Genomic DNA, 26,391 nt, shown 5'->3' on the forward strand with positions numbered 1-26,391 from the left:
ATATGTACCGCCTGCCCGTGAGGGCAGGTGCGTGGAGATCGTTATGTCAGCGTCTGCTCAGGCCGCTGTTCTATCTGTCAGTGGTATTGGCAAAACCTACGCCCAACCTGTACTCGGTGACATCGACCTGACGCTGATGCGCGGGGAAGTGCTGGCCTTGACCGGGGAAAACGGCGCCGGCAAAAGCACGCTGTCGAAAATCATCGGCGGGCTGGTCACCCCGACCACCGGCCAGATGCAGTTTCAGGGGCAGCCCTACCAGCCTGCCAGTCGCACCCAGGCCGAAAAGCTTGGCGTGCGCATGGTCATGCAAGAACTCAATCTGCTGCCGACGCTGTCGGTGGCGGAAAACCTGTTTCTCGACAACCTGCCCAGCCGCGCCGGTTTCATCAATCGCCGCAAACTGCGCGAAGATGCGATCAAGGCCATGGCCCAGGTCGGCCTTGAGGCCATTGACCCGGACACGCTGGTCAGCGAACTGGGCATTGGCCATCAACAGATGGTCGAAATCGCCCGCAACCTGATTGGCGACTGCCATGTGCTGATCCTCGACGAGCCAACGGCGATGCTCACGGCGCGCGAGGTGGAAATGCTCTTCGAGCAGATCACGCGTCTTCAGGACCGTGGCGTTTCCATCATCTACATCTCTCACCGCCTGGAAGAACTCGCCCGCGTTGCCCAGCGCATCGCCGTGCTGCGTGACGGCAAGCTGGTCTGCGTAGACTTCATGGCCAATTACAACAGCGAGCAACTGGTCACGCTGATGGTAGGCCGTGAACTGGGCGAGAAGATTGATCTGGGCGAGCGCAAGATCGGCGCGGTGGCGCTGTCGGTCAGAGGCTTGAGCCGCACCGACAAAGTCCGCGACGTTTCCTTTGATGTCCGGGCCGGTGAAATTTTCGGGATTTCCGGGTTGATCGGCGCCGGACGTACCGAGTTGCTGCGGCTGATCTACGGCGCGGACGTGGCCGACAGCGGCAGCATCGAAGTCGGCAGCCCGCTGCGCAGCGTGCAGATCAAGTCGCCGGTGGACGCCGTGGGTCATGGCATTGCCTTGATCACCGAAGACCGCAAGGGCGAGGGGTTGCTGCTGTCGCAATCGATCAGCGCCAACATTGCACTGGGCAACATGGAAGCCATTTCCAGTGCCGGCGTGGTCAACGGCAACTCGGAGATCGCTCTGGCTCAGCGTCAGGTGGGCGCCATGCGCATTCGCAGTTCCAGCCCGACGCAACTGGTGTCGGAGCTGTCGGGCGGCAACCAGCAGAAGGTCGTGATCGGCCGCTGGCTGGAGCGCGATTGCCAGGTGATGTTGTTCGACGAGCCCACCCGCGGCATCGACGTCGGTGCCAAGTTCGACATCTACGCGCTGCTGGGTGAACTGACCCGTCAGGGCAGGGCGCTGGTGGTGGTCTCCAGTGATCTGCGCGAGCTGATGCTGATCTGCGACCGCATCGGCGTACTGTCTGCCGGGCGCCTGATCGACACCTTCGAGCGTGACACCTGGACCCAGGACGAACTGCTTGCCGCTGCCTTCGCGGGCTATCAAAAACGTGACGCGCTGCTGTCTGAAGCCGCGCCCAGGATCGACTGATGAAAACTTCTACTTCTCCTGCCGCGCTGCCGTCTCCGGGCAAGCGCAGCGGCAACTACTTTGGCCTGGGCACTTACCTGGGGCTGGCGGGTGCATTGCTGGCGATGATCGTGTTGTTCTCGTTGCTCAGCGATCATTTCCTGTCGTACGAAACCTTCAGCACTCTGGCCAACCAGATTCCCGACCTTATGGTGCTGGCAGTCGGCATGACCTTCATCCTGATCATCGGTGGCATCGACCTGTCGGTGGGGTCGGTGCTGGCGCTGGCTGCGTCGGCGGTCAGTGTGGCCATGCTCGGCTGGGGCTGGGGCGTGTTTCCGTCGGCGTTGCTGGGCATCGCCTGCGCAACGGCGGCCGGTACCCTGACCGGCTCGATCACCGTGGCGTGGCGTATTCCCTCGTTCATCGTGTCCCTCGGCGTGCTGGAAATGGCCCGCGGCGTGGCGTATCAGCTGACCGACTCGCGCACCGCGTACATCGGTGACTCCTTTGCGTGGCTGTCCAACCCCTTTGCCTTTGGCATCTCGCCGTCGTTCGTCATCGCGCTGATCGTCATCTTCGCCGCCCAGGCCGTGCTGACGCGCACCGTGTTCGGCCGCTACCTGATCGGCATCGGCACCAACGAGGAAGCCGTGCGACTGGCGGGCATCAATCCCAAGCCCTACAAGATCCTGGTGTTCTCGCTGATGGGCCTGCTGGCGGGCGTTGCGGCGCTGTTTCAGATTTCGCGCCTGGAAGCCGCCGACCCTAACGCCGGTTCCGGACTCGAACTGCAAGTGATTGCGGCGGTGGTCATCGGCGGCACCAGCCTGATGGGCGGGCGCGGTTCGGTGATCAGCACCTTCTTCGGCGTGCTGATCATCTCGGTCCTGGCGGCAGGGTTGGCGCAGATCGGCGCGACCGAGCCAACCAAACGCATCATCACCGGCGCTGTCATCGTCGTTGCAGTGGTCCTCGACACCTACCGCAGCAATCGCGCGCGGCGGCGCGGCTGACATGGCAACCATCAAGGATGTAGCGGCGATTGCCGGGATTTCCTACACCACGGTGTCCCATGTCCTTAACCGCACCCGACCGGTCAGCGAAGAAGTACGCAAGAAGGTCGAAGCCGCCATCGTGCAGCTGGACTATGTGCCCAGCGCCGTTGCGCGGTCGCTCAAGGCCAAGGCCACGGCGACCATCGGCCTGTTGATTCCCAACGGCATCAACCCGTACTTCGCCGAACTGGCACGGGGCATCGAGGATTACTGCGAGCGCAATGGCTTCTGCGTGATCCTCTGCAACTCCGATGACAACCCCGACAAGCAGCGCAGCTACCTGCGCGTGCTGCTGGAAAAGCGCGTCGACGGCCTGATCGTGTCGTCGGTGGGCGGCGGAGACAGCCTCGTCGAGGGCTTGTCCGCGGTTCGCACGCCGCTGGTCATCGTCGACCGCGATCTGGATGGCGTCACGGCTGATCTGGTGCGCATCGACCATGAGCTGGGCGCGTATCTGGCGACGTCGCATTTGCTGTCCCTGGGCCACCGGAAAATCGCCTGTATCTGCGGCCCGGCGCAGACCAGCGTGGCGAAGATGCGTCTGGCGGGATACCACCGGGCGATGCAGGAAGCGTCGGTCGACGTGCCGGAAAGCTGGGTGGTAGAAAGCGATTTCACCGGCCCCAGTGGCTATCTTGCTGCGGTGAAACTGCTGGAGCAGGATCCGCCGACGGCGATTTTTGCGGCCAACGACATGGTCGGCATCGGCGTGTTGCGCGCTGCTGCCGAGCGGAACGTGCGGGTCCCGGCGGATCTGTCGGTCATCGGCTTCGACGACATCCAGATGAGCCAATACGTTTACCCGGCCCTGACCACTGTCGGCCAATCCATTCTGCAACTGGGCGAGCGCGCTGCCGAGATGCTGCTGCGGCGGATCTCCTCGCGGGGCGAAACCGCTGTCGAACACCTGGTCGTTGCGCCGAGTATCGTGCTGCGCGAATCCACAGCGCCTCCACCCCAGGTATTTACCGAATTTCGTTAAGCCGAGCGCTCCGCCCGGTCTAGAAAGCGTTCTGAAGAGTAGACGTCATGCAAGCAAAAGTAGTGATAGTGGGCAGCCTGAACATGGATCTGGTGACGCGCGCGCCGCGTTTGCCCCGGGCCGGAGAAACATTGGCCGGGCAGTCGTTCGTCACCGTGCCGGGCGGCAAGGGCGCCAATCAGGCAGTAGCGGCGGCACGACTGGGCGCCAGTGTCGCCATGGTCGGTTGCGTCGGCGATGATGCCTATGGCGAACAACTTCGCACCGCGCTGCTGGCCGAAGGCATCGATTGCCAGGCAGTGACCCCGGTCTCCGGCGAGTCCACCGGCGTTGCGCTCATCGTCGTCGATGACAGCAGCCAGAACGCTATCGTGATCGTGGCCGGCGGCAACGGCCACCTCACCGCGTCCGTGGTGGACAGCTTCGATGCGCTGCTGTCCGGGGCCGAAGTCATCATCTGCCAGCTTGAAGTGCCGCTCGACACCGTCGGCCACGTGCTCAAGCGCGGCCACGAACTGGGCAAGACCGTCATCCTCAACCCGGCGCCGGCCAGTGGCCCGCTGCCGGCCGAGTGGTTCGCCTGGATCGATTACCTGATCCCGAATGAAAGCGAGGCCACCGCGCTGACCGGTTTGCCCGTCGACAGCACCGCCAGCGCAGACGCCGCTGCATCAGCACTGCTTAAAGCCGGCGTCAGCAAGGTGATAGTGACGCTGGGCGAGCAGGGCGCCTTGTTCGCCAGCGCGTCGCGCTCCGAGCACTTCCCGGCACCCAAAGTACAGCCCGTTGACACCACGGCGGCAGGCGATACCTTTGTCGGCGGCTTCGCGGCGGCGCTGGCCGATGGCAAATCCGAGTCGGACGCCATTCGCTTCGGTCAGGTCGCAGCGGCGCTGTCCGTGACCCGTTCCGGCGCCCAACCTTCCATTCCGACATTTGCCGAGGTTCAAGCCTCTGCGGCACAAGGGCATTCATCATGAAAAAAAACCCACTGCTCAACATTGCCTTGTCCCGCGCCATCGCGTCTCTCGGCCACGGCGACATCCTGATGATCGTCGATGCGGGCATGCCCGTACCGGCTGGCGTCGAGCTGATCGATCTGGCCCTGACCCATGGTGTGCCCGATTTTCTCAGCGTGCTGAATGTGGTGCTGACTGAAATGCAGGTCGAGAGTCACGTCCTCGCCGAAGAGATGCTGTCGAAACAACCGCCAGCGTTGGCCACCGTTTCGAGCTTGCAGGCCTCGGGCAGCCTCGGTGAGCAACGCCTGGTGAGTCATGAGGCATTGAAACAGCTCAGCCGCGGCGCTCGGGCTATCATCCGCACCGGCGAATGCCAGCCCTACACCAACATCGCGCTCGTGGCGGGCGTGGTTTTTTAACGCCGGTTTTTTATTTTCAGCCGTCAGGAACAAGGAGTTCCCATGAATACAACCCGTCATTTTTTCACCGGACTGATCAGGAGTGCCGCGCTGTTGACCATTTTATCCGCCACGTCGGTGCATGCCGCCGAGAAGCGCGACGTGATCATCGACACCGACCCGGGCGCCGACGACGTCGTCGCACTGCTCCTGGCGCTGGCGTCGCCCCAAGAACTCAACGTCATGGCGATCACCACCGTGGCTGGCAACGTGCGCATCGACAAGACGTCGCGTAATGCCCGGCTGGCTCGGGAATGGGCTGGCCGTGAAGAAGTGCCGGTGTACGCCGGTGCCGGCAAGCCACTGGTGCGCACGCCGATCTACGCCGAGAACATCCACGGCAAGGAAGGACTCCCGGGCGTGGAAGTGCATGAGCCGAAGAAGCCGTTGGCTGAAGGCAATGCCGTGCAGTACCTGGTCGACACCCTGAAGAAAGCTGCGCCCCACAGCATCACCATCGCCATGCTCGGGCCGCAGACCAATCTGGCGCTCGCGCTGAGTCAGGCGCCTGAGATCACCCAGGGCATCAAGGAAGTCGTGGTGATGGGCGGCGCCCACTTCAACGGTGGCAACATCACTCCAGTGGCCGAATTCAATATCTACGCCGACCCCGATGCGGCGAAGGTTGTCCTGGACAGCGGCGTGAAGCTGACCTACGTGCCGCTGGATGTCACCCACAAGATCCTCACCAGCGAAGCGCGCATCAAGCAGATCGACGGTCTGAACAATCAGGCTGGCAAGCTGGTCAGCGGTATCCTCAACGAGTACGTCAAGGCTGATATGGTCCATTACGGCCTGCCCGGCGGGCCGGTACATGATGCGAGCGTGATTGCCTGGCTGATCAAACCGGAGCTGTTCAGCGGCAGACAGGTCAATCTGGTGATCGATAACCGTGAGGGTGTGACCCACGGCCAGACCGTTGCGGACTGGTATGACACCCTCGCTCAGAACAAAAATGTGTTCTGGGTCGAAAACGGCGATGCCCAAGGCTTTTTTGACCTGTTGACTCAGCGCCTTGGTCTTTTGAAGTAAATCTGCAGTGCTGCGCCGCGTGGCATCCCGCTGCGGGGCGCAGAGCAATCAAGGTGCAAAACTGTGTCTATCGACCTCAATAGTCCCGATTCCTTTACCCACGACGCTGTCCGGCAAATGATCGCGGCGGCGCGGGATGGCGTGCACAGCCAGCTGCGCGTCGGTCGTGACGGCCGTGCGTGGATTTCCAGTGACGCGGTGGGCGGCGTCGACATCCGCGGACTGCTGTTTCGTCTGGAGACCTGGGCGGCCGGTTCCGGTTGCGTGGGCCCGGTGGCTGCCAGCGATGCCGTATGGGTGACACAGATCTACAACGCCCTGCGGGACAACTGGGCCAATCCCACCACCGATTACGTCGACGTCTATTGACTCGCGCCCGCCTGTTTAGCCCGTCCTGCGGGCATGCCTTAAACGTTTTGTCACGATTGAATGCGCCGGGCAGGCGATGCCTCGGGCAGACTCCTGCGCTGTACTCGACATGCCTTGGCGTGCGCGTGGCGAAACGAAGCCGCTGGACCGCTGTCGCAGAGGTTCTGATTCAGTTAAACGTTAGGAGGTTGTATGCCCTGGAAATACGCATCATCGGGTCTGGTGCTCGCCGCAGCGCTGCTGGCCGGTTGCAGCAGCACGTCGGAGTCTTCGAGCCAGCCTGAGGAGAGCGTCGCCAGTTCCCCGGCCAGTTCCGCTGATGGTTATGCCCGCTGTGACGCGGCAGCGGTGCAGTTCGCTGTCGGCAAGCCGGCGTCAGCGGCATTGCTGGACCAGGCGAAGGCCAAGGCCGGCGCGCAGACCGCCAGAGTGCTCGGGCCCAACGACATCGTGACACTGGAATACCGCTCGGACCGTCTGAACCTGAACACCGATGATTCAGGGAAAGTGAACCGCGTCAATTGCGGTTAACGTCAGCGCATTACGGAATTGCAGGCATAAAAAAACCCCGTCAGTGACGGGGTTTTTTCAGATCGCTGGGATTACTCCGCGCGAACCTGAGCAGCTTGCATGCCCTTTTGGCCTTTCTCAGCCACGAAGGAAACAGTCTGGCCTTCTTTCAAGCTTTTGAAACCGTCGGATTCAATGGCTTTGAAATGTACAAAAAGGTCGTCGCCGCCACCCTGTGGGGTGATGAAGCCGAAGCCTTTTTCATCGTTGAACCATTTTACGGTGCCGGATTGGCGATTAGACATGGTGTATCTCCAGGAACATAATTTTCAGTAGTGCTGTGTTGCTCAGGCCAACTGGGCACACGAGCGCTATCATAGTCGAATTGTGTGAATGCTGGACTTTTTCGATTAGAACTTTGCGTCAGCATCTTCGATATAACGCCCCAAATGGGCCCGGTAGGCCTGTTTAGCCCGGTCGGCGCGTTCAGCGGCGAACCCTTCTTCAACCCCTGAAACCCGCTGAATTCGCGGGCTTCAGGGTGTCGGTCGATAGGTCCTTCTTTATGCCCCGGTCTGGGGCATCAAGGAAATGTAAATTTTTTATTTTTTGCCATTCAGGCAATTTTTGCTCACCGCCGCCTGCAGACGAGAGGTCATATCGGTACTGGGAGGCGTCGTTTTGTCATTGAGCGACGCGATCTCCTTGTCCGAGAAGTTCTGGTTGATTTGTTGAGCGCCGCACTCGCAATGCGCCTTCACTGCACTGGCGTCCATCGATGGATTGCTCTGGGTGGCTGCGGTGGTGCATTCGTTCATGTAGCTGGTCTTGGTTTTCGCATCCATCGCGGCATGAGCGCTGAGGGGCAGTGTCAGGGCAAGCGGGGCGAGAAGGGCGGCAACGCGTAGAAGCTTCATGGTGGATTCCTTTTTGTCGGTGGCCGTCGAGGTGTCAGGCCTTGAACAGGTACTACCGATAATCTGAGGCCCCTGAAGCGCACCAGTTCCGTGGCGCCGCTACGTCTCGGTTCATTTGCCGATCCCCGTGCAGCGCCCACCACCGTTTAGCTGACCCTGCGGTAACGCTGTGATAGCATGCGCGCCTGCAGATTAGCTCGCATCTCGCGGGGCCCCGTTGCCCTGCTGCAAGTTCTGTCGATTTCGTAAGTTCCAGTCACTCTGGTTCGGTCTTCAGGTTGGCCTTCGGGCTCCTGCCACTGTGAGGCAGGCATACCACCGAATCGCGTACTGGCTCTATCCCACCCACGTGACCTTTGGTAGGGGTCACCACTAGGAGAGGAGGCGCCATGCCAACTATTACTCTTCCCGACGGCAGTCAACGTTCTTTCGATCACCCGGTATCCGTTGCCGAGGTCGCAGCATCCATTGGTGCGGGCCTGGCCAAAGCCACCGTGGCCGGCAAGGTCAACGGTCAACTGGTTGACGCCAGCGACATCATCGATACCGATGCGAGCCTGCAAATCATCACCCCCAAGGATCAGGAAGGTCTGGAGATCATTCGTCACTCCTGCGCGCACCTGGTCGGCCATGCCGTCAAGCAGCTCTATCCAACTGCAAAGATGGTGATCGGCCCGGTCATTGATGATGGCTTCTATTACGACATCGCTTATGAGCGTCCTTTCACACCGGACGACATGGCGGCGATCGAGCAGCGCATGCAGCAGCTGATCGAAAAGGATTACGACGTCATCAAGAAGGTCACGCCGCGCGCGGAAGTGATCGAAGTGTTCACGGCCCGTGGCGAAGACTACAAGCTGCGTCTGGTCGAAGACATGCCGAACGAGCAGGCCATGGGCCTGTACTACCACGAAGAATACGTCGACATGTGCCGCGGTCCGCACGTGCCGAATACCCGCTTTCTGAAGTCATTCAAATTGACCAAGCTGTCCGGCGCCTACTGGCGCGGCGATGCCAAGAACGAGCAGTTGCAGCGCGTTTACGGCACGGCGTGGGCGGACAAGAAGCAGCTGGCGGCTTACATCCAGCGCATCGAAGAAGCCGAAAAACGCGATCACCGCAAGATCGGCAAGCGCCTGGGCCTGTTCCATACCCAGGAAGAAGCGCCGGGCATGGTGTTCTGGCACCCGAACGGCTGGACGCTCTACCAGGTTCTTGAGCAATACATGCGCAAGACCCAGCGCGAAAACGGCTACCTCGAGATCAAGACGCCTCAGGTTGTCGACCGCTCCCTGTGGGAGAAGTCCGGGCACTGGGCGAACTACGCCGAGAACATGTTCACCACCGAGTCGGAAAACCGCGACTACGCCATCAAGCCGATGAATTGCCCGTGCCACGTGCAGGTGTTCAATCAGGGCCTGAAAAGCTACCGCGAGTTGCCGCTGCGTCTGGCCGAATTCGGCGCCTGCCACCGCAACGAACCTTCGGGTGCGCTGCACGGCATCATGCGCGTGCGGGCGTTCACCCAGGATGACGCGCATATCTTCTGCACCGAAGAACAGATGCAGGCTGAATCCGCCGCATTCATCAAGCTGACCATGGCCGTCTACGCCGATTTCGGTTTCAAAGACATCGAAATGAAGCTGTCGACCCGTCCTGAGAAGCGTGTCGGTTCCGATGAATTGTGGGATCGCGCCGAGTCTGCACTGGCTGCAGCCCTTGACAGCGCGGGTCTGCCGTACGATCTGCAACCGGGCGAGGGCGCGTTCTACGGTCCGAAGATCGAATTTTCTCTCAAGGATTGCTTGGGTCGCGTCTGGCAATGCGGTACTCTGCAGCTCGATTTCAACCTGCCGATCCGTCTGGGCGCCGAATTCGTGTCGGAAGACAACGGTCGCAAGCACCCGGTCATGTTGCACCGCGCAATCCTTGGCTCCTTCGAGCGCTTCATCGGAATCCTGATTGAGCATTACGAAGGCGCCTTCCCTGCGTGGCTTGCTCCAACTCAAGCAGTGATCATGAATATCACTGATAAACAGGCTGATTTTGCCCTTGAGGTGGAAAAAACATTGGCGCAAAGCGGATTCCGTGCCAAGTCCGACTTGAGAAATGAAAAGATCGGCTTTAAAATCCGCGAGCATACGTTGCTCAAAATTCCGTATCTCCTGGTGATTGGGGATCGGGAGGTTGAAACACAAACTGTCGCTGTGCGTACACGTGAAGGCGCAGACCTTGGCTCGATGCCGGTCGCCCAGTTCTCGGAGTTCCTTGCACAAGCGGTTTCCCGGCGTGGTCGCCAAGATTCGGAGTAATTATTATTAAGCGTGAAATGAGACAAGATAAACGAGCTGCACCGAAAGCCCCGATCAACGAGAATATCTCGGCACGTGAGGTTCGTTTAATTGGGGCTGAGGGTGAGCAGCTTGGGATTGTGTCAATTGAAGACGCGCTTCTTAAGGCTGAAGAGGCCAAACTGGATCTGGTGGAAATTTCCGCCGATGCAGTACCCCCTGTTTGCAAACTGATGGACTACGGCAAATCGATCTTCGAGAAGAAGAAACAGGTTGCTGCCGCCAAGAAAAATCAGAAGCAGATCCAGGTTAAAGAAATCAAGTTTCGTCCAGGGACGGAGGAAGGGGATTACCAGGTAAAACTACGCAACCTGGTACGTTTCCTGAGTGACGGGGACAGGGCCAAGATTTCCTTGAGATTTCGCGGTCGTGAGATGGCCCACCAGGAGCTGGGGATGGAGCTGTTGAAGCGGGTTGAAGCTGACCTGCTCGAATACGGTTCGGTCGAACAGCATCCTAAGATGGAAGGACGCCAGCTGATCATGGTCATCGCCCCGAAAAAGAAGAAATAACCACCAGGGCACGGCAGGCCTTGCGGTTATGTTTATCAACTGAATGCGGAGTATCCGAACATGCCAAAGATGAAGACTAAAAGTGGTGCAGCTAAACGGTTTTTGAAAACCGCGAATGGCATCAAGCACAAGCACGCTTTCAAGAGCCACATCCTGACCAAAATGTCGACAAAGCGTAAGCGTCAATTGCGTGGAAGCAGCTTGCTGCATCCGTCCGACGTGGCAAAAGTCAAGCGCATGCTGCGCCTTTGCTAATTTTGATCAAGAACAGAGGAATTAACTCATGGCTCGTGTAAAGCGTGGCGTCATTGCCCGTAAGCGTCACAAAAAAATTCTGAAACTTGCTAAAGGCTACTACGGCGCGCGTTCACGCGTATTCCGTGTTGCCAAGCAAGCGGTAATCAAGGCTGGCCAATACGCCTACCGTGACCGTCGTCAGAAAAAACGTCAGTTCCGCGCTCTGTGGATCGCTCGTATCAACGCTGGTGCGCGTATCAACGGTCTGTCCTACAGCCGTTTCATCGCTGGCCTGAAAAAAGCGTCGATCGAGATCGACCGCAAGGTTCTGGCTGATCTGGCAGTGAACGAAAAAGCGGCGTTTGCTGCGATTGTCGAGAAAGCTAAAGCCACTTTGGCCTAAGTCCCCGGCAATCACCGGACCCCGCTCGGGGTTCGGTGTTAAACGTCATAAATAGGGGAAGAGCCTTGTAAGCTCTTCCCCTATTTTGTATCTGGAGTCTGTACATGGAAAACCTGGACGCGCTGGTCTCTCAAGCACTTGAGGCTGTGCAAAGCGCCGAAGATATCAATGCCCTGGAGCAAATCCGGGTTCTGTACCTTGGCAAGAAGGGCGAATTGACTCAGGTGATGAAGACCCTGGGGAATCTGCCTGCTGATGAGCGTCCGAAGGTCGGCGCGCTGATCAACGAAGCCAAGGAGCGTGTCACAGAGGTTCTCAATGCGCGCAAGGCGTCGTTCGAGGAGGCCGATCTTGCGGTCAAGCTCGCGGCCGAATCCATTGATGTGACCCTGCCTGGCCGTGGCCAGACCACTGGCGGTCTGCACCCGGTCACCCGCACTCTGGAACGAATCGAGCAGTTCTTCACCCACATCGGCTACGGCATCGCCGAAGGCCCTGAGGTCGAAGACGATTACCACAACTTCGAAGCGCTCAACATCCCAGGCCATCACCCGGCCCGGTCGATGCACGACACTTTCTATTTCAATGCGAACATGCTGCTGCGCACCCATACCTCGCCGGTTCAGGTCCGCACCATGGAATCGCAGAAGCCTCCGATCCGCATCGTCTGCCCGGGCCGTGTGTATCGCAGTGACTCCGATATCACCCATTCCCCGATGTTCCATCAGGTCGAAGGCCTGCTGGTCGACCGCGATATCAACTTCGCCGACCTGAAAGGCACCATCGAGGAATTCCTGCGCGTGTTCTTTGAAAAAGAGCTGGCAGTGCGTTTCCGTCCTTCGTATTTCCCGTTCACCGAACCTTCGGCCGAAGTCGACATGGAATGCGTGATGTGCAGCGGCAAAGGCTGCCGCGTGTGCAAGCAGACCGGCTGGCTTGAAGTCATGGGCTGCGGCATGGTCCACCCGAACGTGCTGCGCATGTCTGGGATCGATCCGGAAGAATTCCAGGGCTTCGCCTTCGGTATGGGCGTAGAGCGTCTGGCGATGCTGCGTTATGGCGTCAACGACTTGCGCCTGTTCTTCGACAACGACTTGCGGTTCCTCGCGCAATTTCGCTAGGTCGCCCGTAACGAATTCTTTAGGAGAGCAGGATGAAATTCAGTGAACAATGGCTGCGTGGCTGGGTAAGCCCGCAAGTGTCCCGCGACGAGCTGGTTGCTCGTCTGTCGATGGCCGGCCTTGAAGTAGACAGCGTCACCCCGGCAGCGGGCGTTTTCAGCGGTGTTGTGGTGGGCGAGGTGTTGAGCACCGAGCAACACCCGGACGCTGACAAGCTGCGCGTTTGCCAGGTCAGCAATGGCGCCGAAACCTTTCAGGTTGTGTGTGGCGCGCCAAACGTACGTCCCGGCCTGAAGATTCCATTCGCGATGATCGGCGCCGAATTGCCGGGCGATTTCAAGATCAAGAAAGCCAAGCTGCGGGGCGTCGAGTCCAACGGCATGCTGTGCTCCCAAGCCGAGCTGCAGGTGGGTGAGGGCAATGACGGCCTGATGGAGCTGCCGGCCGACGCGCCGGTGGGTCAGGATGTGCGCGTTTATCTCGAACTGGACGACGCGAGCATCGAGGTCGACCTGACGCCCAACCGCGGTGACTGCCTGTCGGTCGCGGGTCTGGCCCGTGAAGTGGGTGCGCTCTATGACGCAGTCGTCACGCGTCCACAGGTGGCAGTGGTTCCGGTCGTGCACGATGAAGTGCGTCCTGTAGACGTGATCGCGTCTGCGGCATGCCCACGTTATCTGGGTCGCGTCATCCGCAATGTCGACCTGTCGCGTCCTACGCCGTTGTGGATGGTTGAGCGCCTGCGTCGCTCGGACGTCCGCAGCATCGACGCCGCAGTCGACATCACCAACTACGTGATGCTTGAGCTGGGTCAGCCGCTGCACGCGTTCGACCTTGCCGAGATCAACGGCGGCATTCGTGTGCGCATGGCGGAAGAGGGCGAAAAGCTCGTGCTTCTGGATGGACAGGAAGTCAGCCTGCGCGCTGATACTCTGGTCATCGCCGATCACCAGCGTGCCCTGGCCATCGCCGGTGTCATGGGTGGCGAGCACAGCGGCGTGTCCGCGACCACTCGCGATATTTTCCTTGAGAGCGCTTTTTTCGATCAAATTGCCGTTGCCGGCAAGGCACGGTCCTATGGCCTGCACACCGACGCGTCCCATCGCTATGAGCGCGGCGTTGACTGGCAGCTCGCTCGTGAAGCCATGGAGCGTGCCACTGGCCTGCTTCTGGAGATCACGGGCGGTGAAGCTGGTCCGGTCATCGAAACCGTCAGCGATCAGCACCTGCCTTCGGTTGAGCCGATCATTCTGCGTGCCGAGCGTATCGAGCAGATGCTGGGCATGAAGATGGACGCAGCGGAAATCGAGCGTCTGCTCACAGCGCTCGGTCTCACCGTCGCGCCTCACGCCATCGAGCAGTGGCGCGTCGAAGTGCCGAGCCACCGCTTCGATATCACCCTCGAAGTCGATCTGATTGAAGAGCTGGCCCGCCTCCATGGTTACAACCGTCTGCCGGTTCGTTACCCGCAGGCGCGCCTGGCACCGCAACCGCGTGCCGAGGCTCGGAGTGATCTGCCAGCGTTGCGTCGTCTGCTGGTGGCTCGCGGTTATCAGGAAGCAATCACTTACAGCTTCATCGATCAGAAATGGTTCGAGCTGTTCAGCCCGGGTGCTGAGCCGCTGCTGCTGGCCAATCCGATCTCGGCTGACATGTCGGCAATGCGCTCGTCCCTGTGGCCGGGTCTGGTGAAGTCGCTGCAGCACAACCTCAATCGCCAGCAGGACCGCGTGCGCCTGTTCGAGAGCGGGCTGCGTTTTGTCGGTCAACTGGAAGGCTTGAAGCAAGAGCCGATGCTGGCCGGCGTGATCTGTGGCAGCCGTCTGCCGGAAGGCTGGGCGCAAGGCCGCGATGTCGTCGACTTCTTCGACGTCAAGGCTGACGTTGAAGCTGTGCTGGGCTTTGCCGGTGCGCAAGATGATTTCCGTTTCGTACCCGGAAGCCACCCCGCGTTGCACCCGGGTCAGACCGCACGTATCGAGCGTGACGGGCGAGAAGTGGGCTACATCGGCGCACTGCACCCGGAACTGTCGAAGACCCTGGGCCTTGATCGTCCCGTGTTCGTCTTCGAGCTGGTTCTGGCTGAAGTGGCGACCGGTCGCCTGCCGAAATTCCATGAGCTTTCACGCTTCCCGGAAGTGCGTCGCGACCTGGCGCTGCTGGCTGATCGTGATGTTTCCGCGACCGCCGTGCTGGACGTTATTCGTGAGAATGCAGGGGAATGGCTCACAGACCTCAGGCTGTTTGATGTTTACCAGGGTAAAGGCATTGATCCGCTTAGAAAAAGCCTTGCAGTCGGCTTGACCTGGCAACATCCATCGCGCACTCTTACCGACGATGAGGTAAACGCTTCGACGCAGCAAATTCTCACCTCGCTAGAGGCAAGGTTAAACGCCACGTTAAGGATGTAGCGTATGGGGGCTCTGACGAAAGCTGAGATGGCCGAACGTCTGTACGAAGAGCTAGGCCTGAACAAACGAGAAGCCAAGGAACTGGTCGAGCTGTTCTTTGAGGAAATCAGGCACGCTCTGGAAGATAACGAGCAGGTCAAATTGTCTGGATTCGGCAATTTTGATCTGCGCGATAAACGCCAGCGACCGGGCCGAAATCCCAAGACAGGGGAAGAAATCCCGATTACCGCTCGCCGTGTGGTCACCTTTCGCCCAGGGCAGAAACTGAAGGCCCGAGTTGAGGCTTATGCTGGAACCAAGTCATAACGACGAGCTACCGCCTATCCCCGGCAAACGCTACTTCACCATTGGTGAAGTCAGCGAGCTCTGCGCGGTCAAACCGCACGTTCTGCGTTATTGGGAGCAGGAGTTTCCTCAACTCAACCCGGTCAAGCGCCGCGGAAACCGCCGGTATTATCAGCGACAGGACGTGCTGATGATCCGCCAGATCCGCGCGCTGCTTTACGATCAGGGCTTCACCATTGGCGGCGCGCGTTTGCGCATGTCCAGCGATGAGGTCAAGGATGATTCGCTGCAGTACAAGCAGCTGATCAAACAGATGATTGTCGAGCTGGAAGACGTGCTGGTCGTGCTGCGTAAATGACTTGACGTGGTAAGCCGAAATACTTCCATCATTCAAAAGCTTAGGGTATATTCCTCGACGCTTTCGCAAGAACCCGTAATACAGAAGTAGCAGTGAGTAACGCCTAGTCGGGGCGTAGCGCAGTCCGGTAGCGCACTAGCATGGGGTGCTAGGGGTCGAGTGTTCGAATCACTCCGTCCCGACCATATTTTTCAATGACTTAGCCCAATCTTCTCAGGTTGGGCTTTTTCATGTCTGGAGATTTTCGGGGCTCATCCTGACTTCATTGTTGCAGACACGTCATCTCTGAGCTCACTGAACTGGCAATTCGGTCGATGCTCGGCGAGGCTTTTTTACAGCCCCGCCCATGATTTTCTGATGCGCAGGTTTCAGGCTCACCAGACAGCATCTTCGCGGAGGCCTCGACGATTTGCTTCCGAAGGGCCGGTGGCGATAGGGGCTGAATTAAGGTATTAAAGCGGCCTGCTTACTGAAAGGATTCGAGCTATGCGCTACTGGATTGGTTTTATGCTGCTCGCGGCCTCTGCCGCTGCATGGGCTGATGAAGCACAGATGAAACAATGGGCAAAAATGGATCGCTGCTCAAACGCAGCGTCCGTCGTAGTTTCGATAATCGAAGAAACCTCCGATACGTTCAAGCAAGCGCTCGCTCTTCAAGGCGCGATAAATGGACTTAAAACCAATTCGAAGTTGGGTGAGGCGACCCCTACACCCACTGAGGTGTCGGGCTCCTACAATATGGCGCTTCGGATATCTGCGGGGGTGCCGCGACCATTCGGGAAACGGGATCACGACTGGTTGATCGCACAATCTGCATCAGCGTGCTCATTGTGGATACCGGACGCCAAGCCTGAGTAGTTAGCCTGATGATTGTTTCCGACGGTGGCGGATAGCTTGGTCTGACGGGTTTTGGTGCGCGATAAGGTGCGAGTCGCTTTGGCTGCCAGCGTGCGGGCCGAAGTTTCTATCAATAGGGAGTTTTTGAATGTTGTCGATCAGAATGTCTGCTCTGCCGCTTTGTCTGGCCCTGTTGGGCTATGCCGGCAACTCTTTCGCGAGCCCGGAAGATGAAAAGCAGCAAGGCCTTGTAGTGCTGGTTGCAATGGAGCAGGTCTGCAATAACGCGAATCCTGGCATGAAGAGCGATGTTGAGAACGCCATGGCATCGGATTCCACCATGGATGAGGCAACAAAGGCGGAAGTGAGAAAAATCAAATCTGACCCTGCCTATAAATTCAAGGTTAGCAGCATGGCCGACAACTTGATGCACTCCCCAATGGGGGCGTATGTCGCCAAAGACATGTGCAAGAATTACGGCTCGAAATAGTCAGTTCCACCGCAGCGCACCCGAAAATCACCGAGATCATTGCTCAGTATTCGAGGCTGACGCTCAGTATTTCGTATGGAGGTGCTGTGCGTCATCTCGCTTCATGGCGCTGATGCGACCCAGTGTCCAGAAGGAAATTCCGAAGAAGAGCAGCGAAATCAGTACGCCGCCGCTCATGATGTAAAAACCTGGCCGAAAGCTATGGACGTTGGCTGCGACGGCGCTGTACTCCGGAAACCAGCGCGAATAGATCAGGGTGACGTCTTCGTCTACTCCGCAGTTTTCCCTCTCGCCGCATCCAGTGTCCAGGTATTGCCCTTCGTGAGGTCGGTTATCTTGGTCCACGTAACGGTAGTGGACGATGTTAGCAAGTCGGTTTCTCGGGATTTCCTCCAGCTGCGTCACCGTGCCGGTCACTTGGGCCCCATTCCACTGAAGGGCTGCGTAGGTGAAACCTTCGTTTCTAGCCATCGCGGCAAATGCTAATAAAACACAGCATGCGATAGTTAGCAGGACGACCCGGTTGTACAGATGGTCTAGTTCTGCCTCACGTGGATTAAACATCCAATGCTCCATGGCTTACGGGGGAATGTGTACCTATCGGCGAGGTACACAAGAACTTTATCGTCATGGCCAGCCAGGGCCAGGCCGCTTCTCTTCTGCTTCATGACCCGCGCAGTGCACCTGAACCGCCAGCAAGTTGGAAACTGGGGCCAGCCTGTTGCCCCGACTGCTTGCAATGGTTCAGAGGGCGATGTACCCCATACAGAGAGTTGGCACTTAACGGACACCCCCTTTTCGATGCGCGGACGGGCAGGGGGGATCGCACCTTATATGAGCAGTAAGAGAAATGTAGCATTAGGCCATCTATAGGCGATTTAAGTGTGTACAATGCGCGGCGCTCAGTTCCAGCTCTGGCTGAGCATTATTTATATAGGGAATTCAGATGTACGCTCTTCGCAACTTGTCAGCAGCCGTTCTGTTAGTTTTGACTGCTGGCTGTGCCTCCGGTTTGGATCACACGCAGGAATCTGAACTGGCTGGCTATCGTGCCAACCATCTTGACGTTCAAGAAAAAAGTCCAGGCCTGGCCGCAGGACTGGGCCTCCTGCCTGGCGGTGGATCGTTCTACGGGCGCGCTTACGGCTACGGCGTTGTCAACCTGCTGCTGTGGCCATTGTCCATTATCTGGGATCCTGTCAGTGGCTACGACGCAGCTGAGTCCATCAACTATCAGGCATCAAAAGCTCATGTAGCCAGCTTGAAGCGCCGGGACATGGATCGTCTTGACGCCAAGCTTTCAGCTAACGAGATTGATCTGAAAACCTACACCCTGGAAAAGCGAAAAGTCGACAATCTGTACTAATTATCCTGAACAGGGGGAGAGTCTGCTGTGATGAGCTGAACTTCAGGCTCGGTACTCATCGTGGCCGAAATTGCCTTATCCTTTCCCAGCGGCAGGCTAGTTGTTCTGCCGAGCTGGGTATAGCCTCCCCGATGAAAGCGCCGAGGCTCGTCGAAAAGATATTGCAGTAAAACCTCGACGAGCTCGTCGACATGAGTTGCATGAGCCGGTTGAATGCATTCATCTTGCTGCGAATGAAGGCACCACGTGTGCCTTCAATAACATCCTGGCTGATTCGGCGGTGTGCCATTGCAAGGAATGGTTCCGGCTCTGTGTATGCCCCGATAATCGCCTTGGCTAAAGTGGTTACACCCCGACAGCATAGCGACTGCAATGACCAGTAAAGCCAGCATCCCAGATTTCATCTTGTTTTCCCTATATGTGTAAGTTTGACTTGCATTCGCAACCCCTGATTCCTCACATTTCCCACTTCCGTCACACTTCGAACCCAGCGAATTGTCCCGCCGGCGTGCCGCACATCGCCATACCCTCAATACGAGCCGCCGGCGCGACATCGTAAGCTCGATCAGCCAAAAGTCGTATCCATTAATGACCAACTGCTCTGGCACAAGCCCCTCAGAGCAACGGTCTGCAGACTCGTAGATCGAGTAGCGTCCGCACCTACGGTCACCCGTCGAAATTCCTACACAGTACATTGACCGGAGGCAGGCTAAAACGTTAACTGTATATACGTACAGTTATTCACGGCAAGGCTTGCATCATGAGCGTCACCTTTCTTGGCCCATCGTCGGCCGGCGCCGAAAAGCTGCGTCTTTACTTCTTTCACGTACCGGCCGATCGGGTGATCTGGGGCGTGGTGATTCAGCGTTCGCGATCATGACAAAGCCTGAGCCCGTCTTTGCGCTGATCGACTGCAACAGCTTTTATGCGAGTTGCGAGCGCGTCTTTCGGCCTGACCTCGCCAAAACGCCCATCGTGGTGTTGTCGAATAACGACGGCTGCGTGATTGCCCGAAGCTATGACGCAAAGCCCTTCGTGAAGATGGGTGCGCCTTACTTTCAGATCAAGGACCAGTTGCGCCGAGACGGTGTGATCGCGTTCAGCAGCAATTACGCGCTGTATGGCGACATGAGCGAGCGGGTCATGAGCATTATCGAATCGATGGTCCCCGCGCTGGAGGTGTACAGCATCGACGAGGCCTTCGCTGACCTGTCTGGCATCCCCGGCGACTTGACGGCTTTCGGCAGGCAGATTCGGGCGACCCTCTACAAGCGCACCGGCATTCCGGTGGGCGTGGGCATAGCCCGCACCAAAACACTGGCAAAGCTCGCCAATCACACGGCGAAACGCTTGCTGGCGAAGACCGGCGGGGTGGTCGATATCTGCGATCCGTTCAACCGCGACTGGACGTTGCGTAACACGGACGTCGGCGAAGTGTGGGGCGTGGGCAAGCGCATGAAGGCCCATCTCGAAGTCATGGGGATCAAGACCGCGATGGATCTGGCGAAGGCCGATCCCTGGACGCTGCGGCAGAAATTCAGCGTTGTGATCGAGAAGACTGCGCGCGAGTTGTCGGGAACTCCATGCCTGGAGTTGGGGGAGGTCGATCCGCCGAAGCAGGAGATCTGCTGCAGCCGAATGTTTGGCAGCCGTTTGACAACTATCGAGCCCATCAGGGAAGCCGTCGCCACCTATACCCAGCGCGCCGCGGAAAAGCTCCGGGCACAGAACTCGTTGTGCAAAAAAATCCGGGTCAGTATCCGAACGGGGATGTTCAATCCTGAGGAGGCCAAATATGCCAACGGCGCTCTGGTCGAATTGCCGTACCCCACCAATGACGTGCGCTTGATGACGAAAGCGGCAACGGAAGCGGTCAACCGTTTATTCCGGGAAGGCTTCAAATACAGCAAGGCCGAAGTCCTTTTAATGGACCTGCGGCAGCCCGGCGAATTTACCGACGACCTGTTCGCCCATTCGCAACCCGTGGAAGCCGAGAAGGTGATGAACGTGCTGGATGAGATCAATGCCAAGTGGGGGCGTGGAACGCTGCGCGCGGCGAGTGTGCCGGCTGTCCCTGAGTGGGCCATGCGGCGGGATCTGATGAGTCAAAGCTTTACGACACAAATCGGTCAGCTGTGGATCGTGAGGTGCAATTAGGGTCATCGCTGTCAGAAACGAGCGTTGCACGTGGTTTCCCTTAATTCCACCGTGGCACCCGCTCCCGAATGGCGAAAATCAGCCATTCGAATGAGGTTGGGCGTGCCCTTCAACCCTCCCGAACGAAGAGCCCGGGTTCTGAAGCCTGGCCGGGGGCCGAGGGTGATCAACGACGATCGATAGAGAAATTCGAACTAAATCATCAGTTTTAACGATGATCCTTTTGATTAACTTTTTATATAAGGAGTCGATAACAGAGCATTACGAAAAAATCAAAGGTTAAAAGGCGATGAGATCCAACTGGTTGGATAATTTGAAAGTAAGCAAGAAGCTCGGCTTGGGCTTTGGTGCCATTCTGCTGGGCGTTCTGGTGGTTACCGGGATTGGTTATGGCAGCGCGAACCTGCTTATCCAGCGACTGGAGAAAGCAGCCAGGGTCGCTGAAGTGAAAGCCGATATGCTCGACGTTAAAGTGGCGTCGCAAACCTACGCGGCCAGCCCAAGTGCCGGCGCTGCGGAAGCGTATAGCGTTGCCCTTGCGTCATTGAACAGCACCATCGATAAAGGTTTGCAGATCCTGACCGTCGCCAAAAACGTGGACATGCTCAGGGGGATCGATAACCAGGCAGCAGAACTCAAGAAAACCTTCGATCAACTGGTCAGCAACAACCAGAAAATCGATGGGGCGATGAAACCGTTGATCAAGGTCTCGGATGAAGTAAGCGCGACCTTCGAGAGCCTGCTGCAGAAGACGTTGGACGATGCTTCAAACTCGCCAGACCAGGCCGGTATCGACCATGTGAAAATTGCAGGCGACCTGCGCAATGGTATGACCAACTTCCGTCTGGTATTCCGTCGTTACTTGAGCATTCCTACCGAAGACAATCGCCGGGCCACTTTTGCGACTGCCGACGCACTGGTTAGCCAGGTGGCTGAAGCCCGAAGCCAGTTACCCGCGCAGTCAACTGCAGCAGTTGACACCTCGCTTGTCGCGCTCCGGCAGTACAAGGAGAACATGGCGACGATCTCGCAGATGCTGCAACAAAATGACCAGATACGTGACGCGTTACAAAAGCTGACGACCGACACCGTAAAAAGTGTCGAGGACTTGATGGCCTCCCAGGTCGTTGCAGCAAACAATGAAAAGAGCAATGCGATCATCCAGTTGTTCAGTGTTGCGTTAGTGGTGCTGTTACTGGGTGTTCTCGCCGCAGCATTGATCACCCGCCAGATCACTCGTCCACTGAACGACAGCGTCATCGCTGCCCGTCGCATCGCCGATGGCGACCTGACCTACGACATTGGCACAGACCGGAAAGACGAACTGGGCCTGCTGCAAAACACCATGCAGCACATGACGTCTTCCTTGCGTGAACTGATTGGTGGCATCGGACAGGGCATTACCCAGATCGCAACCGCCGCCGAAGAGTTGTCGGCCGCGACCGAACAGACCAGCGCTGGCGTCACCCAGCAGAAACTGGAAGTGGACCAGGTGGCAACTGCCATGAATGAAATGGCTTCAACCGTGCAAGAAGTTGCACAAAACACCGAGGATGCGTCGCGTGCGGCCCGGCAAGCGACCGAGCGTGCGGCCCATGGCAGCACGGTCGTACAGCATGCAACCAAGGAAATCAGTCAGCTGTCTGGAGAGGTCGGGCAGTTGGGCGTGGCAATGCAGCGTCTGACCCATGACAGCGATAAGATCGGCAGCGTCATCGACGTGATCAAGGCCGTGGCGGAGCAGACCAATCTGCTCGCACTCAACGCCGCCATCGAAGCTGCACGCGCCGGCGAACAGGGTCGCGGCTTTGCAGTGGTGGCCGACGAGGTCCGGTCATTGGCCCAGCGGACACAGAGCTCGACCACTGAAATCGAAGCGCTGATCCAGGCCCTCCAGCACGGCACTGTGGAAGCGTCGAGTTTGATGGACGCCAGCATGCGGCGAACAGAGGGCACCGTCGAGCTGGCGCGGCAGGCCGAGCAAGCCCTCGTAGAGATTACGCATTCCATTGGCACGATAGAGCAGATGAGCCAGCAAATTTCGGCTGCGGCCGAGGAGCAGAGCGCGGTGACCGACGAAATCAATCGCAGCGTGATCAGTGTTCGTGACGTCGCTGACCAGTCTGCTACCGCGACGGAGCAGAGTGCTGCCTCGACATTGGAACTGGCACGCCTGGGCAATACGCTGCAGAACATGGTGGCTCGCTTCAAGGTGTGACGACCCCCACGGTGGGCTGCACAAAAGAAACCGCTTCGGCGGTTTTTTTGTCCGTAGCATTCAGTGCGTTGCTCAGTGTACAGGCCTGTTGAAGAGTCATCTCGAGCGACTGGCTGGGCCAAAGGCTGGGCAAAGAGGGGAGCCGGGGAACAGACTGGCGCCGGGGGCAGATCTTGAAATGCGCCTTTGGAGGCCGGCCTGATCGCGATGACCGGCAGATCAGTTTCCATCGGCTTCACGCGCCATTCATCTTCCACCGGGCACTAATCCTTCCTGATGCACCTCTGTCCTGTAAGCGCAGATTTCCTGCGATTCGCACTGGAGGTCATCATGGGTATCGAAGACAACGGGCCAGATAACGCATATCAGGGCCCAGCGGAGCCGGGTAGCGAAGAAGAGGTCTATCCCGACGCAAGTGCCGACTCGGCTGAAGGCATCGACAACGAAGAGGATGCCGCCATCGCAGCCCGGAACAAGGGGCTGGACGAGATGGAGATTACCGACAATCCGCCTGTCGACGAGGACGAAGAGCCCTCTCCCGGTAACAGCTAGCGGCCGATGTCACACCAAACCCCACCCAGCGTGGGGTTTTTCTTACAACACGACGAATGTGTTACACAAACGAGCCACTCGTCGGAACGCGAGCACTAACAAGGGGTTGGGCACTCCATTCATTAATCAAAAAATAAGGTGCCCCGGATGAGACCTCAGACCAACGATATTCCTAACGCACTCGACCTGATCAGCGAGCTGGATCAGGCAACTGAGCAGATGATGTCTATCCCCGTCGAGCACATCGGCGGCATGCAATGGGAAGAGGCTTTCGTGCGGCAGCAGAGCGCTTTTAGAAAATGGCGCGACTATTTGTACTGCAAAGCCGATGAACGCCCGGCGGTTCGCCTGCTTAACATCGCCTGATCTGCGAACACCTCCACCCGCATCAAGCCAAGCATGGGCGCGCATTTCCGCACAATGCGCTAGCGACGTCCTGCAATCCGCTCCACCGTGGCTAGTACCTTGGGCCGCTGCGCCTGCCATTCACTTTTGGTGATACCCAGCAGCACGGCGTCGATACGCTTGCCATCGCGCACGATGTGTTCCCGCCGTACGCCCTCGATCACAAAGCCGAATTTCTGGTGCATCTTGATCACCGCCGGGTTGATCTCAAGCACTTCGCAATTGAGTTTTTCCAGTCCTGCGGCGCCGAACGCGTGGTCGAGCATCCACAACTCCACCTGACTGCCGAGGCCTTTGCCCTGCAGCGTAGTGTCGAGGTAAAAGGCCCAGTCCGCCGTGCCGTGGGTGGTGTTGATGGCACTCAGGGACACAACACCGACGGGCGCAGTTTCCATCACGATGGCGAAGACCTGCTGCCGGGCGCTGTCGCGCAGCCCCTCGAGCCAATTCAGATGCTCGGCCTCGCCGATTTCATGGTCCGTGTACATGAACTTGCGCACGTCTGGCTGGTTGCGCAGTTGCCGAACGCTGGCCTGTTGATCGGCGGGCAGTTCGAGGATCGGCACGACTTTCATTGAGTCCCTTTTAAATATGTCATAGGGCTGTTGAATCCCGATTCAGGCTGCACCGCGAGCGGTGCATGATCAATTGCGGTGCGGCGAAAAGAGGTTTTTTCGAAGTCACTGGAACGAATCGATTGGCGATTTAGTCAACCTTTCTCACACCCAGGAGGCAAAACTATTATGGCAAGCGATATCACCGAACAACTGCGTGACGATCTTTATCAGAAAACCCGTTCCGAGCTGAACACTTTTCTCGAAGAGACCAATGCCTTGCTGGCGGCAGGGGATGCCTTGAATGAGGATCGCACCACCCAGGCCCGTGAGCGGCTGAAGGATTTTCTGGCCCGCGGCACCAGCGCAGTGACCGAGATCGAGATGGAAGCCCAACCTGCGTTGACTCGTGCGGTGGGTAATGCCAAATCCTACGTGACGACCCATCCCTGGGCCGCCGTCGGCGTGGCTGCAGGCCTTGGCCTGGTTGCCAGCCTGTTGCTCAAACGCAACAGGGATTGAGGAGGCCATCGTGGTTCGCCGCCGATTTCCGGTGGATCCGTTAAGTCCGACCAGCGGCCGGCTTGCGTTCGCCGACCTTTGCACGCCCGTCATTTACCCTCGTTATCGGCTGGTACTATTCATGGCGGGTACCGTAGCGGAGGCTGGATTCGGCACCGCTCTGGCGCCGGCCAATGTCCTGCGCAAGCATCAATGGGGGATACGCATGAATGTCGACGAAGACACTGTTCGTCAGTTGGCCCAGTTGATCTGGGAGACCGAAGGCAAGCCTGAAGGGCAGGAATCCCGTCACTGGGAAATGGCCACACGCCTGGCGGAGTCCGCTGCCATGGCGCCGGTTCGCACTTCAAGCAAGCACAAGGTCGATACGTTGTTCCCGTCGCCCGATGAGGCAGACCCCAACGTGTGACAGGTCTGGAGCTCGCCCGGACGCAGTGTCAGGGCAGAGCTCGGATCAACCGCGCAATCAAACAGCTCGCGGCTTCAGACTGACCCGGAAGCCTGCCGGGCAACGCGGCGATCACCCTGCCGTGCATCCATCAGCGCCCAATACCACATGCCCAGACCGCCCAGCGTCAATGCCGCTGCCGCATAGCCCGTGGCCGGCAGACCGTATCCCGCCGCAATCACGGCGCCACCCGCCAGCGGCCCAATGGCGTTGGCCATATTGAACGCGCTCTGCACCAGTGCACCCGCGAGAGATTGGGCATGGGGCGCAACGTCCATCAGGCGGGTTTGCAGGATCGCCGCCAGGCCCACGCCACAGCCAATGAAAAACACCAGCGGAATGAGCAGCCACAGGTTATCGGTGGCCGAGGGATACAGCGCCAGCACCAGCGCGGTGAAGCCTAGCGAGACGCCAGCGGCGAGCATGGTGGCGCGGTCGGCGGCCCAGCCGCAGATCAGATTGCCCACCGTGGTACCCAGACCGAAGACCGCCATCACCACCGGAATCATGAAGCTCGAGGCATGGGTGACCTCGATCAGAGTGGCGGCCAGATAGGTGTACACGCAGAAGATCCCGCCGAAGCCGATCCCGGCGATGCCCAGGGTCAGCCACACCTGCCGCGAGCGCAGGGCGTTGAGTTCGCGCAACGGGCTGGCGTCGGCCTGGGCAGGGGACGCGGGGGCGAGGCAGCGGATCAGCACCGCCGTGATGGCAGCCAGCCCGGCAACAATGGCCATGCCCCAGCGCCAGCCGATGGTCTGGCCGATCCAGGTGGCGAACGGCACGCCGATGATGGTGGCGATGGTCAGCCCCATGAACACGCGGGAGACGGCTTGGGCGCGGCGATTCTTCGGCACCAGGGACGCGGCCAGCAGCATGGCCACGCCGAAATACGCGCCATGGGGAAACCCGCTGAGAAAGCGGAAGAACACCAGCCACGGCAGCGAAGGCGCCACGGCACTCAGCCCATTGGCGATTCCGATGAAGGCAGCGAGGGCCACCAGTAACGCCCGTCGCGGCAGGCGTACGCCGAGGACCATGATCACCGGTGAGCCAATCACCACGCCCAACGCATAGGCACTGATGGCGTGCCCGGCGAGCGGCTGGGTGACCTGGAAGTCGCCGGCAATAAACGGCAGCAGGGTCATCGAGGCAAATTCGGTGGTGCCGATGGCAAACGCGCCCATGGCGAGGGCGAAGAGCAGCCAGCCCATGTTGAATTCATGCGGGGTGTCGGAGGTATTCATGGGAGATCGAGAAGGGTTTCCGGGAAGAAGCATGCTGTGATACCTGAAACCGATTT

The 26,391-nt window shown here is 58.6% G+C and carries 30 protein-coding genes and 1 tRNA gene; 26 read left to right on the forward strand and 5 right to left on the reverse strand.

Annotated elements, in window-relative coordinates; translation table 11 throughout:
• The first annotated feature begins 43 nt into the window (after positions 1 to 43).
• The 8 genes from ABEH28_RS10530 (at position 44) to ABEH28_RS10565 (ending at position 6,965) form a co-directional block, all read left to right on the forward strand.
• Entirely contained in the window at positions 44 to 1,594 is a 1,551-nt protein-coding gene (locus ABEH28_RS10530; protein ID WP_346626221.1) for a sugar ABC transporter ATP-binding protein, read from the forward strand.
• Positions 1,591 to 2,589: an ABC transporter permease gene (locus tag ABEH28_RS10535; protein WP_172613085.1), complete on the forward strand. Its 999-nt coding sequence runs from the start codon at positions 1,591 to 1,593 to the stop codon at positions 2,587 to 2,589. Before ABEH28_RS10530 ends, ABEH28_RS10535 begins: the two co-directional genes overlap by 4 nt.
• A gap of 1 nt (position 2,590) precedes the next feature.
• Positions 2,591 to 3,613, forward strand: coding sequence for a LacI family DNA-binding transcriptional regulator (locus ABEH28_RS10540; protein ID WP_192171989.1), 1,023 nt, complete (start codon positions 2,591 to 2,593; stop codon positions 3,611 to 3,613).
• Between the two features lie 47 nt (positions 3,614 to 3,660).
• Positions 3,661 to 4,593: a ribokinase gene (gene rbsK, locus ABEH28_RS10545; RefSeq protein ID WP_346629872.1), complete on the forward strand. Its 933-nt coding sequence runs from the start codon at positions 3,661 to 3,663 to the stop codon at positions 4,591 to 4,593.
• Complete coding sequence (gene rbsD, locus ABEH28_RS10550) at positions 4,590 to 4,994, forward strand: D-ribose pyranase (RefSeq protein ID WP_192171987.1); 405 nt, start codon at positions 4,590 to 4,592, stop codon at positions 4,992 to 4,994. The genes rbsK and rbsD overlap by 4 nt, the downstream gene beginning before the upstream one ends.
• Before the next feature lie 42 nt (positions 4,995 to 5,036).
• Positions 5,037 to 6,065 carry a nucleoside hydrolase gene (locus ABEH28_RS10555; RefSeq protein WP_346629873.1) on the forward strand — a complete coding sequence of 343 codons (1,029 nt, stop codon included), beginning with the start codon at positions 5,037 to 5,039 and terminating at the stop codon, positions 6,063 to 6,065.
• Between the two features lie 63 nt (positions 6,066 to 6,128).
• The gene (locus tag ABEH28_RS10560) at positions 6,129 to 6,434 is read left to right on the forward strand and encodes a hypothetical protein (protein WP_346629874.1); all 306 of its coding nucleotides are present in this window, start codon (positions 6,129 to 6,131) and stop codon (positions 6,432 to 6,434) included.
• Positions 6,435 to 6,626: 192 nt separating this feature from the next.
• Entirely contained in the window at positions 6,627 to 6,965 is a 339-nt protein-coding gene (locus ABEH28_RS10565; RefSeq protein WP_282373371.1) for an I78 family peptidase inhibitor, read from the forward strand.
• Between the two features lie 71 nt (positions 6,966 to 7,036).
• Here the strand turns inward: ABEH28_RS10565 and ABEH28_RS10570 are convergent, their stop codons facing one another.
• Both ABEH28_RS10570 and ABEH28_RS10575 read right to left on the reverse strand, forming a co-directional pair.
• Positions 7,037 to 7,249 carry a cold-shock protein gene (locus tag ABEH28_RS10570; protein ID WP_065991529.1) on the reverse strand — a complete coding sequence of 71 codons (213 nt, stop codon included), beginning with the start codon at positions 7,247 to 7,249 and terminating at the stop codon, positions 7,037 to 7,039.
• A gap of 297 nt (positions 7,250 to 7,546) precedes the next feature.
• Entirely contained in the window at positions 7,547 to 7,861 is a 315-nt protein-coding gene (locus tag ABEH28_RS10575; RefSeq protein ID WP_133771120.1) for a hypothetical protein, read from the reverse strand.
• 389 nt (positions 7,862 to 8,250) lie between these two features.
• On the opposite strand from ABEH28_RS10575, the gene thrS reads away from it, so the two are divergent.
• The 11 genes from thrS to ABEH28_RS10630 all read left to right on the forward strand — a co-directional run bounded on the left by thrS (position 8,251) and on the right by ABEH28_RS10630 (position 16,866).
• The gene (gene thrS, locus ABEH28_RS10580; protein ID WP_133771115.1) at positions 8,251 to 10,173 is read left to right on the forward strand and encodes a threonine--tRNA ligase; all 1,923 of its coding nucleotides are present in this window, start codon (positions 8,251 to 8,253) and stop codon (positions 10,171 to 10,173) included.
• A complete protein-coding gene (gene infC, locus ABEH28_RS10585) occupies positions 10,173 to 10,724 on the forward strand; it encodes a translation initiation factor IF-3 (RefSeq protein WP_172613086.1) in 552 nt (183 codons plus the stop codon). The genes thrS and infC overlap by 1 nt, the downstream gene beginning before the upstream one ends.
• 60 nt (positions 10,725 to 10,784) lie before the next feature.
• Positions 10,785 to 10,979 carry a 50S ribosomal protein L35 gene (rpmI, locus tag ABEH28_RS10590; RefSeq protein WP_003442181.1) on the forward strand — a complete coding sequence of 65 codons (195 nt, stop codon included), beginning with the start codon at positions 10,785 to 10,787 and terminating at the stop codon, positions 10,977 to 10,979.
• Between the two features lie 28 nt (positions 10,980 to 11,007).
• Positions 11,008 to 11,364, forward strand: a complete 357-nt coding sequence (rplT, locus tag ABEH28_RS10595; protein WP_007905879.1) for a 50S ribosomal protein L20 — start codon at positions 11,008 to 11,010, stop codon at positions 11,362 to 11,364.
• 104 nt (positions 11,365 to 11,468) lie between these two features.
• A complete protein-coding gene (pheS, locus tag ABEH28_RS10600; RefSeq protein WP_192171982.1) occupies positions 11,469 to 12,485 on the forward strand; it encodes a phenylalanine--tRNA ligase subunit alpha in 1,017 nt (338 codons plus the stop codon).
• 32 nt (positions 12,486 to 12,517) lie between these two features.
• A complete protein-coding gene (gene pheT / locus ABEH28_RS10605; RefSeq protein ID WP_346629875.1) occupies positions 12,518 to 14,896 on the forward strand; it encodes a phenylalanine--tRNA ligase subunit beta in 2,379 nt (792 codons plus the stop codon).
• A gap of 3 nt (positions 14,897 to 14,899) precedes the next feature.
• Positions 14,900 to 15,202, forward strand: a complete 303-nt coding sequence (gene ihfA, locus ABEH28_RS10610; RefSeq protein WP_002553164.1) for an integration host factor subunit alpha — start codon at positions 14,900 to 14,902, stop codon at positions 15,200 to 15,202.
• Complete coding sequence (locus ABEH28_RS10615) at positions 15,183 to 15,539, forward strand: MerR family transcriptional regulator (RefSeq protein ID WP_074887387.1); 357 nt, start codon at positions 15,183 to 15,185, stop codon at positions 15,537 to 15,539. The genes ihfA and ABEH28_RS10615 overlap by 20 nt, the downstream gene beginning before the upstream one ends.
• 108 nt (positions 15,540 to 15,647) lie before the next feature.
• Positions 15,648 to 15,724, forward strand: a tRNA-Pro gene (locus ABEH28_RS10620).
• 301 nt (positions 15,725 to 16,025) lie between these two features.
• Positions 16,026 to 16,397 carry a hypothetical protein gene (locus tag ABEH28_RS10625; RefSeq protein ID WP_346629876.1) on the forward strand — a complete coding sequence of 124 codons (372 nt, stop codon included), beginning with the start codon at positions 16,026 to 16,028 and terminating at the stop codon, positions 16,395 to 16,397.
• Positions 16,398 to 16,524: 127 nt separating this feature from the next.
• A complete protein-coding gene (locus ABEH28_RS10630) occupies positions 16,525 to 16,866 on the forward strand; it encodes a hypothetical protein (protein ID WP_346629877.1) in 342 nt (113 codons plus the stop codon).
• 63 nt (positions 16,867 to 16,929) lie between these two features.
• Here the strand turns inward: ABEH28_RS10630 and ABEH28_RS10635 are convergent, their stop codons facing one another.
• Positions 16,930 to 17,430, reverse strand: coding sequence for a hypothetical protein (locus tag ABEH28_RS10635; RefSeq protein ID WP_346629878.1), 501 nt, complete (start codon positions 17,428 to 17,430; stop codon positions 16,930 to 16,932).
• A 382-nt stretch (positions 17,431 to 17,812) separates the two neighbouring features.
• On the opposite strand from ABEH28_RS10635, the gene ABEH28_RS10640 reads away from it, so the two are divergent.
• The 5 genes from ABEH28_RS10640 (at position 17,813) to ABEH28_RS10660 (ending at position 23,525) form a co-directional block, all read left to right on the forward strand.
• The gene (locus tag ABEH28_RS10640; protein WP_192171978.1) at positions 17,813 to 18,232 is read left to right on the forward strand and encodes a hypothetical protein; all 420 of its coding nucleotides are present in this window, start codon (positions 17,813 to 17,815) and stop codon (positions 18,230 to 18,232) included.
• A gap of 876 nt (positions 18,233 to 19,108) precedes the next feature.
• On the forward strand, positions 19,109 to 20,389 hold the full coding sequence (gene umuC, locus ABEH28_RS10645; RefSeq protein WP_346629879.1) for a translesion error-prone DNA polymerase V subunit UmuC: 1,281 nt from the start codon (positions 19,109 to 19,111) through the stop codon (positions 20,387 to 20,389).
• Between the two features lie 289 nt (positions 20,390 to 20,678).
• The gene (locus ABEH28_RS10650) at positions 20,679 to 22,607 is read left to right on the forward strand and encodes a methyl-accepting chemotaxis protein (RefSeq protein WP_346629880.1); all 1,929 of its coding nucleotides are present in this window, start codon (positions 20,679 to 20,681) and stop codon (positions 22,605 to 22,607) included.
• A 330-nt stretch (positions 22,608 to 22,937) separates the two neighbouring features.
• Positions 22,938 to 23,159: a hypothetical protein gene (locus ABEH28_RS10655; RefSeq protein WP_346629881.1), complete on the forward strand. Its 222-nt coding sequence runs from the start codon at positions 22,938 to 22,940 to the stop codon at positions 23,157 to 23,159.
• Between the two features lie 147 nt (positions 23,160 to 23,306).
• Positions 23,307 to 23,525 (forward strand): hypothetical protein, encoded by a 219-nt coding sequence (locus ABEH28_RS10660; protein WP_192171939.1) that lies wholly within the window; start codon positions 23,307 to 23,309, stop codon positions 23,523 to 23,525.
• A gap of 59 nt (positions 23,526 to 23,584) precedes the next feature.
• On the opposite strand, the gene pseH is transcribed toward ABEH28_RS10660, so the two are convergent.
• A complete protein-coding gene (gene pseH / locus ABEH28_RS10665) occupies positions 23,585 to 24,139 on the reverse strand; it encodes a UDP-4-amino-4,6-dideoxy-N-acetyl-beta-L-altrosamine N-acetyltransferase (protein ID WP_346629882.1) in 555 nt (184 codons plus the stop codon).
• A 168-nt stretch (positions 24,140 to 24,307) separates the two neighbouring features.
• Between pseH and ABEH28_RS10670 the strand changes: the two genes are divergently transcribed.
• Positions 24,308 to 24,640: a hypothetical protein gene (locus tag ABEH28_RS10670; RefSeq protein ID WP_346629883.1), complete on the forward strand. Its 333-nt coding sequence runs from the start codon at positions 24,308 to 24,310 to the stop codon at positions 24,638 to 24,640.
• A gap of 121 nt (positions 24,641 to 24,761) precedes the next feature.
• Positions 24,762 to 25,049 (forward strand): DUF2934 domain-containing protein, encoded by a 288-nt coding sequence (locus ABEH28_RS10675; protein ID WP_346629884.1) that lies wholly within the window; start codon positions 24,762 to 24,764, stop codon positions 25,047 to 25,049.
• A gap of 74 nt (positions 25,050 to 25,123) precedes the next feature.
• Here ABEH28_RS10675 and ABEH28_RS10680 read toward each other — a convergent pair whose 3' ends face one another.
• On the reverse strand, positions 25,124 to 26,335 hold the full coding sequence (locus ABEH28_RS10680) for an MFS transporter (protein WP_192171936.1): 1,212 nt from the start codon (positions 26,333 to 26,335) through the stop codon (positions 25,124 to 25,126).
• Positions 26,336 to 26,391 lie beyond the last annotated feature (56 nt).

Source organism: Pseudomonas sp. Ps21-P2 (assembly GCF_039672565.1).
Lineage (GTDB): Bacteria > Pseudomonadota > Gammaproteobacteria > Pseudomonadales > Pseudomonadaceae > Aquipseudomonas.

Bases quoted from the DNA above. Each gene is read 5' to 3' on its own strand.
- ABEH28_RS10640 (WP_192171978.1), top strand. From the start codon at position 17,813: ATGTACGCTCTTCGCAACTTGTCAGCAGCCGTTCTGTTAGTTTTGACT.
- rbsK (WP_346629872.1), top strand. From the start codon at position 3,661: ATGCAAGCAAAAGTAGTGATAGTGGGCAGCCTGAACATGGATCTGGTG.
- ABEH28_RS10635 (WP_346629878.1), bottom strand. From the start codon at position 17,430: ATGTTTAATCCACGTGAGGCAGAACTAGACCATCTGTACAACCGGGTC.
- rpmI (WP_003442181.1), top strand. From the start codon at position 10,785: ATGCCAAAGATGAAGACTAAAAGTGGTGCAGCTAAACGGTTTTTGAAA.
- rplT (WP_007905879.1), top strand. From the start codon at position 11,008: ATGGCTCGTGTAAAGCGTGGCGTCATTGCCCGTAAGCGTCACAAAAAA.
- ABEH28_RS10655 (WP_346629881.1), top strand. From the start codon at position 22,938: ATGGGTATCGAAGACAACGGGCCAGATAACGCATATCAGGGCCCAGCG.
- ABEH28_RS10565 (WP_282373371.1), top strand. From the start codon at position 6,627: ATGCCCTGGAAATACGCATCATCGGGTCTGGTGCTCGCCGCAGCGCTG.
- ABEH28_RS10650 (WP_346629880.1), top strand. From the start codon at position 20,679: ATGAGATCCAACTGGTTGGATAATTTGAAAGTAAGCAAGAAGCTCGGC.
- ABEH28_RS10625 (WP_346629876.1), top strand. From the start codon at position 16,026: ATGCGCTACTGGATTGGTTTTATGCTGCTCGCGGCCTCTGCCGCTGCA.
- ihfA (WP_002553164.1), top strand. From the start codon at position 14,900: ATGGGGGCTCTGACGAAAGCTGAGATGGCCGAACGTCTGTACGAAGAG.
- ABEH28_RS10670 (WP_346629883.1), top strand. From the start codon at position 24,308: ATGGCAAGCGATATCACCGAACAACTGCGTGACGATCTTTATCAGAAA.
- ABEH28_RS10575 (WP_133771120.1), bottom strand. From the start codon at position 7,861: ATGAAGCTTCTACGCGTTGCCGCCCTTCTCGCCCCGCTTGCCCTGACA.
- ABEH28_RS10570 (WP_065991529.1), bottom strand. From the start codon at position 7,249: ATGTCTAATCGCCAATCCGGCACCGTAAAATGGTTCAACGATGAAAAA.
- ABEH28_RS10680 (WP_192171936.1), bottom strand. From the start codon at position 26,335: ATGAATACCTCCGACACCCCGCATGAATTCAACATGGGCTGGCTGCTC.
- ABEH28_RS10555 (WP_346629873.1), top strand. From the start codon at position 5,037: ATGAATACAACCCGTCATTTTTTCACCGGACTGATCAGGAGTGCCGCG.
- pheS (WP_192171982.1), top strand. From the start codon at position 11,469: ATGGAAAACCTGGACGCGCTGGTCTCTCAAGCACTTGAGGCTGTGCAA.
- ABEH28_RS10540 (WP_192171989.1), top strand. From the start codon at position 2,591: ATGGCAACCATCAAGGATGTAGCGGCGATTGCCGGGATTTCCTACACC.
- ABEH28_RS10660 (WP_192171939.1), top strand. From the start codon at position 23,307: ATGAGACCTCAGACCAACGATATTCCTAACGCACTCGACCTGATCAGC.
- ABEH28_RS10530 (WP_346626221.1), top strand. From the start codon at position 44: ATGTCAGCGTCTGCTCAGGCCGCTGTTCTATCTGTCAGTGGTATTGGC.
- umuC (WP_346629879.1), top strand. From the start codon at position 19,109: ATGACAAAGCCTGAGCCCGTCTTTGCGCTGATCGACTGCAACAGCTTT.
- pseH (WP_346629882.1), bottom strand. From the start codon at position 24,139: ATGAAAGTCGTGCCGATCCTCGAACTGCCCGCCGATCAACAGGCCAGC.
- rbsD (WP_192171987.1), top strand. From the start codon at position 4,590: ATGAAAAAAAACCCACTGCTCAACATTGCCTTGTCCCGCGCCATCGCG.
- pheT (WP_346629875.1), top strand. From the start codon at position 12,518: ATGAAATTCAGTGAACAATGGCTGCGTGGCTGGGTAAGCCCGCAAGTG.
- ABEH28_RS10630 (WP_346629877.1), top strand. From the start codon at position 16,525: ATGTTGTCGATCAGAATGTCTGCTCTGCCGCTTTGTCTGGCCCTGTTG.
- ABEH28_RS10675 (WP_346629884.1), top strand. From the start codon at position 24,762: ATGGCGGGTACCGTAGCGGAGGCTGGATTCGGCACCGCTCTGGCGCCG.
- ABEH28_RS10615 (WP_074887387.1), top strand. From the start codon at position 15,183: ATGCTGGAACCAAGTCATAACGACGAGCTACCGCCTATCCCCGGCAAA.
- thrS (WP_133771115.1), top strand. From the start codon at position 8,251: ATGCCAACTATTACTCTTCCCGACGGCAGTCAACGTTCTTTCGATCAC.